The organism is Streptomyces sp. NPDC005576, assembly GCF_042871745.1.
In the GTDB taxonomy this organism is placed as follows: Bacteria; Actinomycetota; Actinomycetes; order Streptomycetales; family Streptomycetaceae; genus Streptomyces.
Window position 1 is genome coordinate 270,512 of sequence record NZ_JBIAJC010000005.1, and the last position, 15,083, is coordinate 285,594.

The following is a 15,083-nucleotide window of genomic DNA, read 5'->3' on the forward strand; positions in this document are numbered from 1 at the left end:
CCCGGCGCACTACGGAGCGCGCAGCCGGGGCGCGGGGGGCTCACACACCGGGCCCGCCCGCGCGCACAGCCGTCCGGCCCGAACGCGTGCTCTCCCCAGCACCGAACGCGTGCTCGGGCGTCCGGCCCGAGCCGCCCTCAGGCGTCGGGCTCGATCACGGTGACGTACGCGGCGAGGGCCGCCACCGCATCGTCCTCCGCGATGTGCCCGTCCTGGTCGGTGTCCAGGCTCCGGGCGGCGACGCGCGCGATGTCCGCGTCCGCGCCGAGCACCCGCAGGGCCCGCTCCACCGCGTCGACCGGAGCGGTACCGGCGGCCGACGTTCCCCGGACCGGCGCGCCGGAGGGGTCGACGGGGCCGTTCGCACCGTCGGCGGCGGCGACGTCGATGGCCGCGCGCAGGAAGGGGCGGGCGATCTCCGCGAACCGTTCGGGGTTGTCCCGCAGGCGCTTCACCGCCCCGCCCACGAACTCCTCGCGGCTGACACGCTGGTCCCCGTCCACATCGGCGATCCCGGCCATCCCCTGCCAGAAGGCCTCCGCCCCGCTGTAGAGGGCCTGCCCCCGGTCGCACCGGGCCGTCGTGCCGAACTCGGCGAGCAGTCGGGCCGCGGCGGCGTTGAAGTCGGTCCGGTCGATGTAGCCGCTGCCGTCCAGGTCGAAGGCGGCGAAGCGGTGCGCGATCTTGCGCTCGTATTCTGCGCTGTCCATGCCGGGAGCGTACGACGCCCGAGGTCGCCACGTGTCACCGTGGCAAGACAGCGATGTGACACGGCGGTATGACAAACTCCCGCACTCCGCCGTCTGTCGCTCGGTCAGGCGGGCAGCGGGAGAGCGGTCTCGTCGACGGCGGCGTCCGCGTCGGGATAGACCTCGAAGAGCCGGCGCACCCCCAGCGCGGCCAGTACCCGGTTGACGTGGGAGCCGTCCTCGGCCCCCCGGGCAGGCAGAATGAGCCTCAGTCGGCCGCCGCAGGACTTCATCAGACGACGCGAGGCGATCAGCACCCCGACCCCGCTGGAGTCGCAGAAGAGAACGTCCGTCAGGTCGAGGACGACCTGGTGCCGCCCCGCCGCTACGGCCCCGTGCACGGACTGACGGACGACGGGTGACGTCACCAGGTCGAGCTCGCCGTCTATCCGCAGCACGGTCCAATCACCTTGCTCGGCTTCGTCCACCTTCAGCGTCACGCGACTGGACCTCTCGTTCCGGGGCTCCCGACGAGACCGGTGTCGTACCGGTGTCGATGCGGAGGATTCCGTTCCTCCTGGCGGCTGCCCATTCGCCCCTCCATGAAACACCGCGCGGCTCATCCGTGTGCGTGGGGGTTTACGCAGGCCGCGACCGGCAAGGAGCCTTCCCGCCTCCGCACGCCCCGCCCCGGCGGCACCCCCGGCACCCCGGCCTCCCGGAATCCGGGGCCCCTTTACCATTCAGTGGCCCCCCGGGGTGTAGTTGGCGCAAAGGTTCGTGTCCGGACCGGGTCGCGCACTACATTCAAGGTGCACGAGGGGCACGGGGGCACGTTCCGGGACCGACCGCAGGGCGCAGGGCTGGGGGTTTCATGGCGTACGGCGCACCTCCCCGCTGGGACCGCAGGATGCAGCAACGGCTGGCACGCGGCGAGGCGGCGGCCCTCGGCGAGCTCTACGACCGGTTCGCCGCACTCGTACACAGCCAGGCCCACCGGATGCTGGACGACGACGCCGCTGCCGACCTCGTGACCCGCGAGGTCTTCACCCACGTCTGGGAGAACCCGGACGCCTACGATCCCCGGCTCGGGTCCATGCGGTCCTGGGTGGCACGGCTCGCCCACCGGCGTTCGGTGGAGCGGCTGCGCTCGGCGGAACGCGACGCGTACGAGGACGACGCCGGAGCGGGGGCCGGGAGCGACGGACCGCGGGACACCTCGGAGCTGGACGAACGTCTGCGCAAGGCGACCGCCGCGGCCCGCGCCGACTACATCGCGGCCACCATGCCCGAGCCGCTGCGGGCCGCACTGGAACTGGCGTACATCCAGCGCCGCGACTACCGGCAGACCGCCGCCGACCTCGGGGTGACCGAGTTGGAGGCCCGTCGCCGGCTGCGGCTCGGGCTCCAGCTGCTCTCGACGGCGAACCTCGCCCCGGTGGACGGCTTCTCGCCGCCCGGCTACGGACGTGCCCTGTGAGCGGCCACGACGACGGCGGCGGCACGAGTGGCGGGACCGGGGACGACGTGCGGCGCGCCCGGCGGATACCGGGTCCGCGCAGCGCCCCGGACGACCTGCCCCTCGACTCGGTACCGCGTCCGGTGCTCCCCTCGGACCTGACGGATCTCGCGGACCTCACCGATGTGCAGGACCTGCCGGGGACGGAGGGCGAACCAGAGGCGGAGGGTGAACCGGAAGCGGAGGGTGGGGCCGGCCCGGAGACGGTGCGGCGGCGCCGACGACGGCCGGAGCCTTTGCCGTTCGTGCTGCCCACGGTGCCCGTGCCGGCGGTCCCGGAGCCCGAGGCCTCGCACTCGGAGCTCCGGTCGATGCTCGGCGCGTGGGCGCTGGCCGCCTGTTCGGCCGAGGAGAACGCGACCGTCGAGGAGCACCTCGCCCGCTGCCTGCCCTGCCGCGAGGAGGGAACGCGGCTGCGGGACGCGGTGGGGCTGCTGCACACCGACCGCTCGCTCGACCTCGACCCGAAGCTCCGCGCCCGGGTCATCGAGAGCTGCCTGGAGCGGCGTCCGGCCGGAATCCCGCTGCCGGAGTGGGCGGCGCCCTACGACGCGGAGACCGCGCGGCTCGACGCGCTGCTCCGGGACATCGGCGACGCCGAGTGGCACGCCCCGGTGCGGCTGCGGTGGTTCGAGGACGAGAAGCCCGCCACCCGGAAGACGACGGTGGCCGGGGTGATCGCCCATCTGCTGGCCGTGGACGGCCTCGTGGTCGACGCGCTCGCCCCGCGCGACCCGTTGGGCGGTCGGGACCTGCCCCGTACGCCGACCGCGCGCACGGAGGCGATCTGGTCGGAGTCGGGCCGCCCGGCGAACCGGTCCGTCCGTACGCCGTGGCGCGATCAGAGCCACACCCTGCTGCGTACGGTCTCCTTCGCCGAGCACGGGGTGGCGGACGACTCCGTCTCGTACGGGAGCTTCTCGCTGTCGGTGCGGGACTCACTGCTGGAGCGGGCCTTCGAGTGCTGGGTGCACGGCTGGGACATCGCGCGGGCGGTCCACTATCCGTACGCCCCGCCGGCCGCGGGGCACCTGAACAAGATGGTCGACCTGGCGGCCCGGCTGCTGCCCGGTGCGCTGGCGGTACGGCGCCGGGCGGGGCTGGCCGCGCCCGCGAAGGAGCTGGTGGCGGCGGGTTCGCCGGGGCGTTCGCTCCACCTCGAAGTGGAGGGCCGGGGCGGCGGGGACTGGTACATCCCGCTGGACTCGCCGGCCGCCGTCGGTTCGGCCGACCACACGGTGGCGCAGATCGCCCTCGACGGCGTGGAGTTCTGCGAGCTGGTCGCGGGCCATGTGCCGCCGGTGGAGGCCGCGGCGGGGCAGGTCGGTGACCGGCAGGCCATCCAGGACGTGCTGTTCGCGGCGGCCTCGCTCAGCCGGCTGTGACGCGGGCGGGCCGCCCGCCCGCGTCCCGGGGCGTTCTCAGGCGAAGATCACCGTGCGGCGGCCGTTGAGCAGGATGCGCCGCTCCGCGTGCCACTTCACCGCCCGGGCCAGCGCCTGGCACTCCACGTCCCGGCCGATCGCGACCAGCTGGTCCGGGGTGACGCCGTGGCCGACCCGCTCGACCTCCTGCTCGATGATCGGGCCCTCGTCGAGGTCGGCCGTCACGTAGTGGGCGGTCGCGCCGATCAGCTTCACGCCCCGGGCGTGCGCCTGGTGGTAGGGGCGGGCGCCCTTGAAGCTCGGCAGGAAGGAGTGGTGGATGTTGATGATCCGGCCGCTGAGTTCCTTGCAGAGGTCGTCGGAGAGGACCTGCATGTAGCGGGCGAGGACGACGAGTTCGACGTTCTCCGCGCGGACCAGCTCCAGCAGCTCCGCCTCGGCCTCGGCCTTGGTGTCCCGGGTGACGGGGATGTGCCGGAAGGGCACGCCGTACGAGCCGACCAGCTCGGCGAAGTCCTCGTGGTTGGAGACGACGGCCGCGATCTCCACCGGCAGGGCGCCGATCCGGGACCGGAAGAGCAGGTCGTTCAGGCAGTGCCCGAACCTGCTGACCATCAGCACCACCCGCATCCGCTCCGACGCGAGGTGGATCTGCCACTCCATGTGGAAGGAGTCGCCGATCGCGGCGAAGCTGGCCCGCAGCTTCTCCACCGACACCGGCGAGGTCGCCGAGAAGTGGACCCGCATGAAGAAGAGGCCGGTGTCGTGGTCACCGAACTGCTGGCTGTCCTCGATGTTGCACCCGGTCATGAAGAGGTAACTCGACACGGCGTGCACGATGCCCTGTTTGTCGGGGCAGGACAGCACGAGGACGTAGCTCTCGGAACTCTCGTCGCTCCCGGATTCGACTACCGAGGCGTCCGGGACGGGGGAAGCGGGCTGCGGCGCGGTCATCCCCGTAGATTGCCACACCCGCCCGGTCTCAGGCCGATCTGGTCATGATGCGGAGGACGTCCAGCGAACTCGGCGGCACGTCCGGGTCGTCGCCGTCGTTGGTGGCGAGCAGCACATGGGCCTGGCGGGTGGTCTGGACGGCCTCCGGCCATCCCGCGTGCTCCAGATAGGCGGAGACGGGGGCGTCCGCGCCGACCTGGTGCATGATGCGCAGCACCCGCAGCACGGCGGCGTCCACGGCGGCGGCCTCGGCCGGGTCGCGGAAGATCGTGCCTATGTACTTCTCGGCGGACCAGTTGTCGAGCCAGGTGTCCTCGACCAGGCGGTAGACGGCGTCGGTGACGTCGCCGTACCCTTCCCGGCCGGCCAGCCAGCACTCGTGGTGGAAGACGGGGTCGGAGAGCATGTGCAGCGCCGAGCGCACGTTGCTGCGCCAGCGCCACCACGGCATGTCATTGAGCGGCATGCCGTCCATGGTGGTGGAGCGGCGGCCTCGACGGGAAGTGTTCTCCGAACCTTGGTGCACGGTTGTCGATCGTACGTTCCCGCGCACGGCGTTCGTGCGGGCCCCCGGAATTCACCGGCCGGTCACGTGGCGTTGCCCGTCGCACACAGCTCCGTTACCCGGCGCCCGGCAGGCTCCGTGTCCATGACCGGACGGCTACGCGCCCCCCTCCTCGGCTCCTTCGGCTCCTTCGGCTCTCTCGGCTCCTCGGGTGCGCGGCGGCGGCTCCTCGTCGTGGCCACGGCGGCCGGAGCCCTGTCGCTGGCCGGCTGCGGGGCGCTCCCCGGGGCGTCCGCGGACTCCGGCGGCACGGTCACGGTGATGACCTGGGCCCCGGGCGCGTCCGAGGACGCGGACTCCCTGACGATGGCCGGAGTGACGGCCACCGCCACCACGTACGCGAAGTGGATCAACGAGCGGGGTGGCATCGGCGGGCACCGGCTGAAGGTGCTCACCTGCGACGAGGAGGACTCGCTCGCGGGCGCCGAGACGTGCGCACGGGAGGCGGTCGACCGGGACGTCGCGGCGGTGGTCGGCTCCTACAGCCGGCACGGGCAGACCTTCATGGCACCGCTGGAGGCCGCGGGCATCCCGTACATCGGCGGGTACGGCGCGTCCGACGAGGAGTTCCAGAGCTTCGTGTCGTACCCGGTCAACGGCGGGCAGGCGGCGCTGGTGGCGGGCAACGGGCGACAGCTGGCGGGCTCCTGCGAGAAGGTGTCCCTGGTCCGCCCGGACTCCATCGTCGGGGACGGCATGGCGACGCTGCTCGATGCCGGACTGGCCCTCGGCCACCAGCGCGCCGCCACCGACGTGGTCGCCCCAGAATCGGCGACCTCCTACGACTCCGAGGCCACGAGGGCCCTCGACGCGGCGGGGGACGGCTGTGTCACCGCCGTCCTCGGCGACCGCACCGGCACCTTCTTCGACTCCTTCCGCCGCCTCCCCGCGAACGGGAACGGGGACGGGGACGGGGACGGCACCAGGATCTCCTCGGTGCTCGGCAGCGTCAGCCAGCCGCTCATCGACAGCACCGGCGGCCGGAACAGCCCCTTCGAGGGGGCGTACGTCACCGGGTGGTACCCCGTGACCTCGGACGCCCGCTGGGCCGGGATGCGCGAGGCGATCCGGAAGTACGCCTTCGAGGACGACAGCATCGACCCCGCGGACTCGGCCGTGCAGACCACCTGGATCGCGTACACCGTGCTGAAGGCGGTCGTCGAAGCGCTGGGCGACGGCGAGGTGAGCGCGTCGGCGGTCACCTCGGTGCTGAACCACGGCCTGAAGGTGGACACCGGCGGCCTCACCCCGGAGCTGCGCTGGCGCTACCAGGACATGCTCGGCTCGGCCGCGTACCCCCGGATCGTCAACGGCGAGGTCACCTTCCAGGTGGTCCGCGAGGGCCGGCTGGTGTCGCAGAAGAAGGGGTTCACGGACGTCACGGAGACCCTCTCCGACGCCAAGGCCGTCCGCGGCTGAGGATCTGCCACCACGCGGAACGGCCGGGAGCCGCGTCCCCTGCGGGGCTGACGCGGCTCCCGGCCGTTTCCGGCCCTCCGGGCTCTCAGAGCTCCGTGTAGGTGCGGGTGGTGAGACCGTACTTCTGGGCGATGGTGTTCCACAGGCGGGAGGCCTGCTTCTTCGCGGTGGTCGCCTCGCCGCTCTTCTGGCCGGCCTTGTTCTTCTCGGCGGTCGCGGCGGCGCTGCCGTGCTTGCAGACCTTCTTGTTCTTCGCCTGGCGCGCCCACGCCGCGTAGTGCTCGTCCGCCGACGCCGAGGCCTCCCAGCCGTCTCGCAGCGCGGTGTTGAGGGCGGCGTTCTCCGGCAGCTGGTCGATCTGCACGTCTTTCAGCCGGGTGACCAGTTCGCGACGCTGCTGGGCGGCGCCCGTGAGGTCGGCGGCGGCCTGGTCCAGGTCCTTGCATGCCTTGATCTTCTCGACGGCGTTGATCACCGTCGTACGGCTGCTGTTGCTGTCGGCGAGCAGCTTGTCCAGCTCCACCGCCTGCGGCTTCGCGGGGTCGTCGGCGGCCGGCGCGGTCGAGTCGGCGGCCGGCGAACTCGCCGAGGCCACCGGCTGCTTGTCCCCCTTCGAGTCGTCGCCGCCGCTCAGCAGCGCCCCGGCGCCGAGCCCGATGACGGCGCAGCCGACCACCACGGCCGCGATGAGCGGGATGTGCGCGGACCTCCGGCGCGGTTCGGGGCCGGGCTCGTACGCGGTCTGGGGGCTCTCGTACGGCGGCTGGGGACTCTGGCTCGGGTAGCCGGGCGCGTACCCCTGCTGCTGGGCCTGGGGCGGGAGTTGGCCTCCGGGATAGCCCTGCGGCGGGCCCTGGGGGTGGCCGTACTGCTGGTGCGCGGGCGGCTGCTGGTGCGCGGGGTCGACCCGGGGCATCTGCGTGGTGGCGCCGGCCGGTTCGTCGCTGCGGAAGAGGTTGTCGAACTCCGCGGGGGGCCGCCGGTCCTCCGGTGCGCCCGGACGTATGCCGAACGGGGCGCCGGGGGTCGGCGGGATGTACTGGCTCGCGTCGCTGTCCTGCCCGGCCGGGACCGGTGCGATGAACTGCGTGGCATCGGAGTCCCCGCCCGGCGCCCCGCCCGGTACGGCCTCCGGCGGCAGCGGCTGCGCGTACGGCTGCGGCTGGGCCGGGGGCATCGGCTGCCCCTGGGGCGGCTGCTGATAGCCGTTCGGCTGCCCGCCCTGGTATCCGCCGGACGCCGGGAGGTACTGCGTCTGCTCGGCCTGCTGGGCCTGCTGGTACGGGTCGGGCGCGCCGTAGCCGCCGGGCTGCGGGTAACCGCCCTGCTGGTAGCCGCCCTGCTGCTCGTAGGGGGACGGCTGCTGCTGCCCCTGCGCCGGGTTGCCCGGGTGCTGCTGCGGCGCCTGGGACCCCCACGCCTGGCCGTCCCACGGGGGGCCGCCCGCCGGGGCGGACTCCTGCGGCCGGCCGTCCGCCGCTGCGGGGTTCCAGGGGGCACCACCGTCCGCGGGCAGCACGACACCTTCGTGGGCGGGCCGTACAGCAGGAAGCTGCTGATCGTCACCCTGTCCGCTCTGCGTCACCGGGACTCCTACGTGTCAACCAACGGAATCGTCGGCTCACGCTATCGGGTGGTTGCCCGGCTTCGCCAAGCGCGTCCGGGCCCGCACCGTCCCTTCACCACCCGCACGGCTTCACGACGCCCCGGCAGGCGGACGCGGAACACCGGACACCGGGCCTCCGCGCGCGGGACGAACCCGCAGTTCGGGACCGTGAAGACCCGAACGCAGCCCCCGCCCGGGGCGGACCGCGCCCGCCCGGGGCGAACTCCGCACCGAGACTTCCGCCACGTCTGCGGGAAGCCGGAGTGCGGGCGCGCCCAGAGGCGGGGAGCACCGGAGTACGCGCCGTACCGGAGTGCGGTCGGCGCACACCTTCCCGTACGGCACGCCCGGCGACCGCTCCCGCGCGCCCCCTCCGGCGCTCACCGGCCCGGAGGCTCTCCAGCCCGGGGTCTTCAGGCCGCCTGGAGTTCCAGGCGCTCGCTGAACTCCCGGACCGCCGACTCCTCGCCGTACGGCTCCAGCCGCTGCTGGAGGTCGTCCAGGTACTCCGCGCCCCGGCTGGAACGCACCGTCTCCAGCAACTCCACCGCCCGCAGGCCCGTGTAGCAGGCCTGTTCGACCTCGCGCTGCTGGACCTGGGCGGAGGCGAGCAGCACCAGGGCGATGCCGCGCCGGCGGGCCCGGGTCTCCGGAAGCGTGGCGAGCGCCTCCTTCGCCCGGCGGGCGGCGGCGGCGCCCTGGCCCAGATCGCGGTGGCAGTGCGCGAGTTCGTCCGCGAGGTACCCCTCGTCGAAGTGCGCGATCCAGGACGGGTCGTCGCCGGTCTCCGCGTCGGCCCGCTCCAGCGCCTCCACCGCCCGGCCCGCCACCTCCTCACAGGTGGCGGCGTCTCCCAGCAGCGCGTGCCCGCGCGCCTCGGCGGCGAGGAACATCGACTCCGCGCGCGGCGTCACCGAGCCGCGCGCGCCCTCCTGGGCCGCGCGGGCGAGCTGCGCGATCTCCCGGGGGTTGCCGAGCTGGGCGGCGAGGTGGCTCATCGAGGCGGCCAGCACATAGCCGCCGTACGCCCGGTCGCCCGCAGCCTGCGCCAGGCGCAGCGCCTGGATGTAGTAGCGCTGGGCCAGCCCGGGTTGACCGGTGTCGATGGCCATGTAGCCGCCCAGCTCCGTGAGTCGGGCGACCGCACCGAACAACTCCCGCCCCACCGATTCGCGGTACGCCCCCGACAGGAGTCCGGAGACCACGCTGTTGAGGTAGTGGACCAGCACCGGCCGGACGTGGCCGCTGCCGAACCGGTGGTCGAGGTCGACCAGCGCGACGGTCATCGCCCGGACCGCCTCCACGTCCGAACGGCCGACCCGGGCACCGGCGTTGCGCGCGACCTGGGAGTCGGTCGCGGTGATCAGCCAGTCCCGGCTGGGCTCGACCAGCGCGGAGGAGGCGACGGTGGAGCCGGAGAGCAGATCACGCCGGCCCACGTCGCTGCGCCACAGCTCGCAGACCTGCTCGATGGCCCCGAGCACGGTCGGGGCGAACTGGAGGCCGACGCCGGAGGCGAGGTTCTTGCCGTTGGCCATGCCGATCTCGTCGATGGTGACCGTGCGGCCGAGCTTGCGGCCGATGGCTTCGGCGATGATCCCCGGCGCCCGGCCCCGGGGCTGCTGACCGCGCAGCCAGCGGGCCACGGAGGTCTTGTCGTACCGGAGATCGAGTCCCCGTTCCGCGCCGACCATGTTGACCCGGCGGGCGAGGCCCGCGTTGGAACAGGCCGCCTCCTGGATGAGCGTCTGGAGCCGTTCGTTCGGCTGTCGGGCTACGAGTGGTCTGGCTGCCATTTGCTCCCCCTGGAGGACGCGGTGATAGGTGGTGGCATCACTGCCCGTCGTCGGCGCAAGCAATGCGCTCATTCCTCTGCAATCGGTACGAGCGGCGCGAGAGCTGCTGTTTTCGGCCACTTCACGCAAAAGACCCGTGCGTCCCGCTCCGTCGCCCCGGAACAGCCCGGAGGCCGGGCCGACGCACGGCCCTGCCGTTCCCTACCCGCACTTCGGTGCCCGGCCCCGCACGCGCCCCCGCCCGTGCACCCGTGCGCCCCGCATGCGGTGCCGGTGCACCGCCACGGCGGCCCGGCGCGGCCGTAACCCCCGGTGGTCCGAAGAGTTGTGCTGGACGTGGAAAAGCCGATCAAAGTCACGGGAAATGTCCCGCTCCCCCCGCAGCGCGGCGAGCAACTGCTCGACGCCGCCGTCCGTTACGCGGAGGAACGCCACTGGGACGTGTTCCCGGGCAGCTGGCTGGAGGCGGTGGACGGGCACGAGCGGTGCTGCTGCGGTGAGGCGCACTGTGCCCTGCCCGGCGCGCACGCCCTGCGGCCCGACTGGGCGGGCCAGGCGACCGGCAGCGGGGCGGCGGCCCGCCGGATGTGGTCCAAGCACCCGTCCTCCGCGATCCTGCTGCCGACCGGGCGGAGCTTCGACGTGATCGACGTGCCGGAGTCGGCGGGTTTCCTGGCGCTCGCGCGGATGGAGCGGATGGAGCTGACGCTCGGCCCGGCCACCTGCACCCCCGACCGTCGCATGCTCTTCTTCGTCGCCCCGGGTGCCGCGGCCAAGGTTCCCGATCTCGTCATGCATCTCGGCTGGAACGCCGCGTCGATCGACCTCGTCGCCCGGGGCGAGGGCCACTACATCGCGGCCCCGCCGACCCGGATCGGCGGCCGGGGGGCGGTCCAGTGGGCCCGTCGCCCCACCGCCGCCAACCGCTGGCTGCCCGAAGCCGAGGAACTCGTCAGCCCCTTGTCGTACGCCTGTGCGCGCGAAGCGGCAGACGCACGGACGCGCCTTTCGTAGGCTGGCCCCCTTGTGGGGACAGCGAGAGGTCGTGCCATGCCTGAGCGGACAGATGCCGAGAACGTCCTGGACGCCGGGCCGGGTGACGTCCCGGTCGGGCCGCCGCCCGCCGTGCGGGTCCGGGGGCTGTGGAAGCGGTTCGGACAGCAGGTGGCGGTCTCCGGGATCGATCTGGACCTGCCGGCGGGCCGCTTCATCGGCCTGGTGGGGCCGAACGGCGCGGGCAAGACGACCACCCTCTCCATGGTGACGGGGCTGCTCCGGCCCGACATGGGCACGGTCGAGATCGGCGGCCACGACGTGTGGACCGATCCGATCGCGGTGAAGTCGCGGATCGGGGTGCTGCCCGAAGGGCTGCGTCTCTTCGAACGGCTCTCGGGAGAGGAACTCCTCGCCTACAACGGCCGGTTGCGCGGGATCTCCGGCGCCGAGACCGACAAACGGGCCTCCCAGCTGCTGGACGTGCTCGATCTGAGCGGCGCGCGGCACAAGCTCGTCGTCGACTACTCGACCGGGATGCGGAAGAAGATCGGGCTGGCCGCGGCCCTGCTGCACAATCCCGAAGTGCTCTTCCTGGACGAGCCGTTCGAGGGCGTCGACCCGGTCTCCGCGCAGGCCATCCGGGGGGTGCTGGAGCGCTACACCCGGTCCGGGGCGACCGTCGTCTTCTCCAGCCACGTGATGGAGCTGGTCGAGTCGCTCTGCGACTGGGTGGCGGTGATGGCGGCGGGCCGGATCAAGGCACAGGGCCCGATCGCCGAGGTGCGCGGCGAGGCGTCCTCGTTGCAGCAGGCGTTCCTGGACCTGGTGGGCGCGCGGGCGGCGGACGGCGCGGACGGCCTCGACTGGCTGGGCGGCGGCCGATGAGCGTCCTCGACGACCGGCCCGCACCCCTCGTGAGCACGGGGGACGCGGGAGCCGACGGGCTCGTCCCCCTCTTCCTGCGGCTCAAACTGACGCTGCTCCGCAACGGGTTGCGGCAGTCGGCCGGGCGGCAGGCCGCGTTCGTGGTGACCCTGGTCGTGGTGGGTCTGATCGCGGTGGGGCTGCTGCTGGGGCTGGTGGCGCTGCGCGGCGAGGGGCGTGACGCGGCCACCGTGGCGGTGCTGGCCACCGGGGTGCTCGCCCTCGGGTGGGCCGTGCTGCCGCTCTTCTTCCCCAGCGGGGACGAGACCCTGGACCCGAGCCGACTGGTGATGCTGCCGCTCCGTCCGCGTCCGCTCGTCCGGGCGCTCCTTGCGGCCTCGCTCGTCGGTGTCGGGCCGCTCTTCGCGCTCTGCCTGCTGGTGGGATCGGTGCTCGCGGTGGCGCACGGGGCGGCCGCGGTGGTCGTCGGGGTGGTCGCCGTACCGCTGGCGGTGCTGATCTGTGTGGCGCTGGCGCGGTCGGTCACCACGGCCAACGTCCGGCTGCTGACCTCCCGCAAGGGCCGTGATCTCGCGGTGCTGAGCGGGCTGGTGATCGCGGTGGGCATGCAGTTCGTGAACTTCGGCGCCCAGCGCATCGGTGAGGCGGGCGGGCTCTCCTCCCTGGAGCCGGCCGCCGGGGTGGTGCGCTGGCTGCCCGCCGCCTCGGCGATCGGCGCGGTGGACTCCGCCTCGGGCGGGGCGTACGGCGAGGCAGCGCTGCAACTGCTCGTCTCCGCAGCGGCGTTGGCCGGCCTGCTGTGGTGGTGGCGGTCGGGTCTGGTGAAGCTGATGACGACGCCGGACGGTTCGACGATCGCCGTCGGCGGACCGTCGCGGACCCCGCGGGGGAAGGGCCGCGGCGCCGGGCGGAGCCGGCTGGGCGGGCTGCTGCCCGAGGGCCGGACGCGCACGGTGATGGGCCGGAGCCTGCGGTACGTCCTGCGGGACCCGAAGACGAAGGCCGCGTGGATCACCTCGCTGGCGGTCGGGCTGATCATCCCGGTGCTCAACGCCGTCCAGGGCGGCGGCTCGGTCTACTTCGCCTGCTTCGCGTCCGCGCTGCTGGGGATGCAGATGTTGAACCAGTTCGGTCAGGACAATTCCGCCTTCTGGATGGTGGCGCAGACCATCGCCACGCCCCGGGACGCGTACGAGGAACTGCGGGCGCGCGCCCTGGCGCTGGGCGCCGTCACCGTCCCGTACACGCTGCTGGTGGGCGTGCTGACCGCCGCGCTGCTGGACTCCTGGGGGTCGCTGACGGGGGTCGCCGGGGTATCCCTCGCGCTGCTCGGCGGGATGTTCGGCACGGGTGCGCTGGGGTCGGCGTTCTTCCCGTACTCGATCCCGCAGAAGGGCGGCTTCCAGAACGTGGCGCCCGGACAGGGCGGGCTGGCCGTGCTGTCGGCCATGGTCGGCATGGTGGGTTCGCTCGTGGTGACCGCGCCGGTGATCGTCCTGACGGTGGTGCTGACCCTGACCGACTACGGGTCGCTGTGGCTGGTGGTGCCGGTGGGGGCGGTGTACGGCGTGCTCGTCGCCTGGGCGGGGCTGCGGTTGGCGGCGTCGCGCACGGCGGCCCGGCTGCCGGAGATCCTGGCGGCGGTCAGCAAGGGGTGAGACGGCGGACCCGCCCGCCCGGGAGCAGTCCTCGGGCGGGCGGATCCGCCGTCCCTCAGGACACCACGCGCTCGGGGACGGTGCCGGCGAACTGCTCCAGGAAGGGTTCGACCGCCGCGCGCCAGGCGTCCGGCCGGTCGTAGTGGACGAGGTGGCCGGCGTCGGGGATCTCTGCGTACTGCCCGAGCGGCAGCACCCGGACCATCTCCTGTGCTTCGGCGCGGCCCAGTTGACCGTCTATCCCGCGCAGCACCAGCGTCGGGCAGCGGACCTGCGCCAGCTCCTCCCAGTGCGCGTCCAGGACCCAGGTCGCCCGGGACTCCAGCATCTGCCGGCGGGAGAAGACCGGCCGCCAGCCGTCGTCGCCCTCCGCCATCACCTCGGCGAAGAACTCGCCGCGCGCCGGGTCGGGGCACTCCACCCACGGATCGTCCTCGCCGAACCACTTGTGTACGTCGGCGAGGGTCGCGAAGGGCAACGGCCAGGAGTCGAACCAGTCGCTCCACTCGCGCTGGGTGGCGGCTCCGGGCGCGGAGGCCCGCATGTCGCAGACGACCAGGGCGCGCACCAGGTCGGGGCGCTTCGCGGCGAGCTGCCAGGCGGTGAGGGCGCCCATGGCGTGCCCGACGAGGGTCACCGGGCCCAGGCCGAGCTGTTCGACCGCGCTCTCGACGTCGTCCACGTACGCGTCGCGGGTGTACGGGCCACCCGCGGGCTTCTCGCTGCGACCGTGGCCGCGCTGGTCGAGCCCGACCACGCGGTACCGCTCCGAGAGCCAGCGGGCCTGGGCGGCCCAGTGGGTGGCGCGGCCCATCAGTCCGTGCAGCAGTAAGACCCCCGGCGCACTCGTCTCGTCCGCGCGCCCCTTGGGCGGATCGGTGAACTCCCAGGCCGCGAGCCGGACGCCGTCCGAGCCCGTCACATCGATGCGCCGCACCATATGTCCTGGCATCCCCTTCTGGTTCTCGATCACGGGTGGCCCCACCGCCCACACTATCGAACCTTTATTCGAAAACGGCGGGATGGACGTACAACACCGCTCGTTCGGGTGACGGGTTTCCATGATTGACCGCCGCCGACCTGGGGAGATGTTCAGCGGGGAGCGGGCCGCTCGGGGATGACGGTCCGCGGGAACGACCCTGGGAGCTCGGGGCTCCGGGTCGGCACCGGGGAAGACGGCCCCCGGCGGCCATGGGGTCCATGGCCGCCGGGGGCTCCGGTCTCCCCCGCACCGTCGCCACCGCGGCGGGGGCGGGGGCGCACACGTCGGCGCACGCCCCCTGGGTGGCGTGCGGGGTGACGTCCGGGGCGGCCTGCGGGGTGACGCGGGCCCGTGGGAGGGCGGCGAGGACGGCGCAGGCTCGTGGGGCCGCCCGGTGCCGCTGCCTCCGGCGGCCGGGCGTCGGGCCCCTGGCCGCCTCCGCCGCACCCCTGGCCGCCTGCCGGACGGCGTCCGGCGGAGTCGTACGTGGGCGCACGGGGGGCGCGTACCGCTGCACATGCTGGTGCGTCGGGCGCATTCCCTGCTCCCTCCCTTGCCGCGCGGCCCACTCGGCCGGCGACCTCAGGTCATATGCCTGGCTTCAGCCTGGCACGGGAGGCGCCCGGCCG

At 73.4% G+C, this 15,083-nt stretch carries 13 protein-coding genes; 6 read left to right on the top strand and 7 right to left on the bottom strand.

Annotated features, from left to right (window positions below; genetic code table 11):
* Nucleotides 1-137: 137 nt before the first annotated feature.
* Entirely contained in the window at nt 138-710 is a 573-nt protein-coding gene (locus ACFYPN_RS11335) for an EF-hand domain-containing protein (RefSeq protein WP_358755675.1), read from the bottom strand.
* Between the two features lie 104 nt (nt 711-814).
* Nucleotides 815-1,189 carry an STAS domain-containing protein gene (locus tag ACFYPN_RS11340; RefSeq protein ID WP_358755673.1) on the bottom strand — a complete coding sequence of 125 codons (375 nt, stop codon included), beginning with the start codon at nt 1,187-1,189 and terminating at the stop codon, nt 815-817.
* A 374-nt stretch (nt 1,190-1,563) separates the two neighbouring features.
* Here ACFYPN_RS11340 and ACFYPN_RS11345 point away from each other — a divergent pair, with 374 nt between their 5' ends.
* Both ACFYPN_RS11345 and ACFYPN_RS11350 read left to right on the top strand, forming a co-directional pair.
* Nucleotides 1,564-2,169, top strand: coding sequence for a sigma-70 family RNA polymerase sigma factor (locus ACFYPN_RS11345; protein ID WP_358755671.1), 606 nt, complete (start codon nt 1,564-1,566; stop codon nt 2,167-2,169).
* On the top strand, nt 2,166-3,593 hold the full coding sequence (locus ACFYPN_RS11350; RefSeq protein WP_389297771.1) for a maleylpyruvate isomerase N-terminal domain-containing protein: 1,428 nt from the start codon (nt 2,166-2,168) through the stop codon (nt 3,591-3,593). Before ACFYPN_RS11345 ends, ACFYPN_RS11350 begins: the two co-directional genes overlap by 4 nt.
* A gap of 36 nt (nt 3,594-3,629) precedes the next feature.
* Here ACFYPN_RS11350 and purU read toward each other — a convergent pair whose 3' ends face one another.
* Both purU and ACFYPN_RS11360 read right to left on the bottom strand, forming a co-directional pair.
* Nucleotides 3,630-4,547 carry a formyltetrahydrofolate deformylase gene (gene purU / locus ACFYPN_RS11355; RefSeq protein WP_358755667.1) on the bottom strand — a complete coding sequence of 306 codons (918 nt, stop codon included), beginning with the start codon at nt 4,545-4,547 and terminating at the stop codon, nt 3,630-3,632.
* A 28-nt stretch (nt 4,548-4,575) separates the two neighbouring features.
* The gene (locus ACFYPN_RS11360) at nt 4,576-5,022 is read right to left on the bottom strand and encodes a hypothetical protein (protein WP_358756077.1); all 447 of its coding nucleotides are present in this window, start codon (nt 5,020-5,022) and stop codon (nt 4,576-4,578) included.
* Between the two features lie 174 nt (nt 5,023-5,196).
* Here ACFYPN_RS11360 and ACFYPN_RS11365 point away from each other — a divergent pair, with 174 nt between their 5' ends.
* Nucleotides 5,197-6,531: an ABC transporter substrate-binding protein gene (locus tag ACFYPN_RS11365; protein ID WP_389297773.1), complete on the top strand. Its 1,335-nt coding sequence runs from the start codon at nt 5,197-5,199 to the stop codon at nt 6,529-6,531.
* Between the two features lie 85 nt (nt 6,532-6,616).
* Here ACFYPN_RS11365 and ACFYPN_RS11370 read toward each other — a convergent pair whose 3' ends face one another.
* Together ACFYPN_RS11370 and ACFYPN_RS11375 are read right to left on the bottom strand one after the other, a co-directional pair.
* Nucleotides 6,617-8,116, bottom strand: coding sequence for a hypothetical protein (locus ACFYPN_RS11370; RefSeq protein ID WP_389297775.1), 1,500 nt, complete (start codon nt 8,114-8,116; stop codon nt 6,617-6,619).
* Between the two features lie 434 nt (nt 8,117-8,550).
* Nucleotides 8,551-9,933, bottom strand: coding sequence for a transcriptional regulator (locus ACFYPN_RS11375; RefSeq protein ID WP_358755662.1), 1,383 nt, complete (start codon nt 9,931-9,933; stop codon nt 8,551-8,553).
* Between the two features lie 327 nt (nt 9,934-10,260).
* Here ACFYPN_RS11375 and ACFYPN_RS11380 point away from each other — a divergent pair, with 327 nt between their 5' ends.
* From ACFYPN_RS11380 to ACFYPN_RS11390, 3 genes are read left to right on the top strand one after another with little or no spacing between them, the layout of a single operon-like run.
* Complete coding sequence (locus ACFYPN_RS11380) at nt 10,261-10,947, top strand: bifunctional DNA primase/polymerase (RefSeq protein ID WP_389297777.1); 687 nt, start codon at nt 10,261-10,263, stop codon at nt 10,945-10,947.
* 36 nt (nt 10,948-10,983) lie between these two features.
* Entirely contained in the window at nt 10,984-11,814 is an 831-nt protein-coding gene (locus ACFYPN_RS11385) for an ABC transporter ATP-binding protein (RefSeq protein WP_358755658.1), read from the top strand.
* Nucleotides 11,811-13,472 (top strand): transporter, encoded by a 1,662-nt coding sequence (locus ACFYPN_RS11390; RefSeq protein WP_358755656.1) that lies wholly within the window; start codon nt 11,811-11,813, stop codon nt 13,470-13,472. The genes ACFYPN_RS11385 and ACFYPN_RS11390 overlap by 4 nt, the downstream gene beginning before the upstream one ends.
* Before the next feature lie 55 nt (nt 13,473-13,527).
* Here ACFYPN_RS11390 and ACFYPN_RS11395 read toward each other — a convergent pair whose 3' ends face one another.
* Entirely contained in the window at nt 13,528-14,412 is an 885-nt protein-coding gene (locus ACFYPN_RS11395; RefSeq protein ID WP_389297930.1) for an alpha/beta fold hydrolase, read from the bottom strand.
* Between the last annotated feature and the right edge of the window lie 671 nt (nt 14,413-15,083).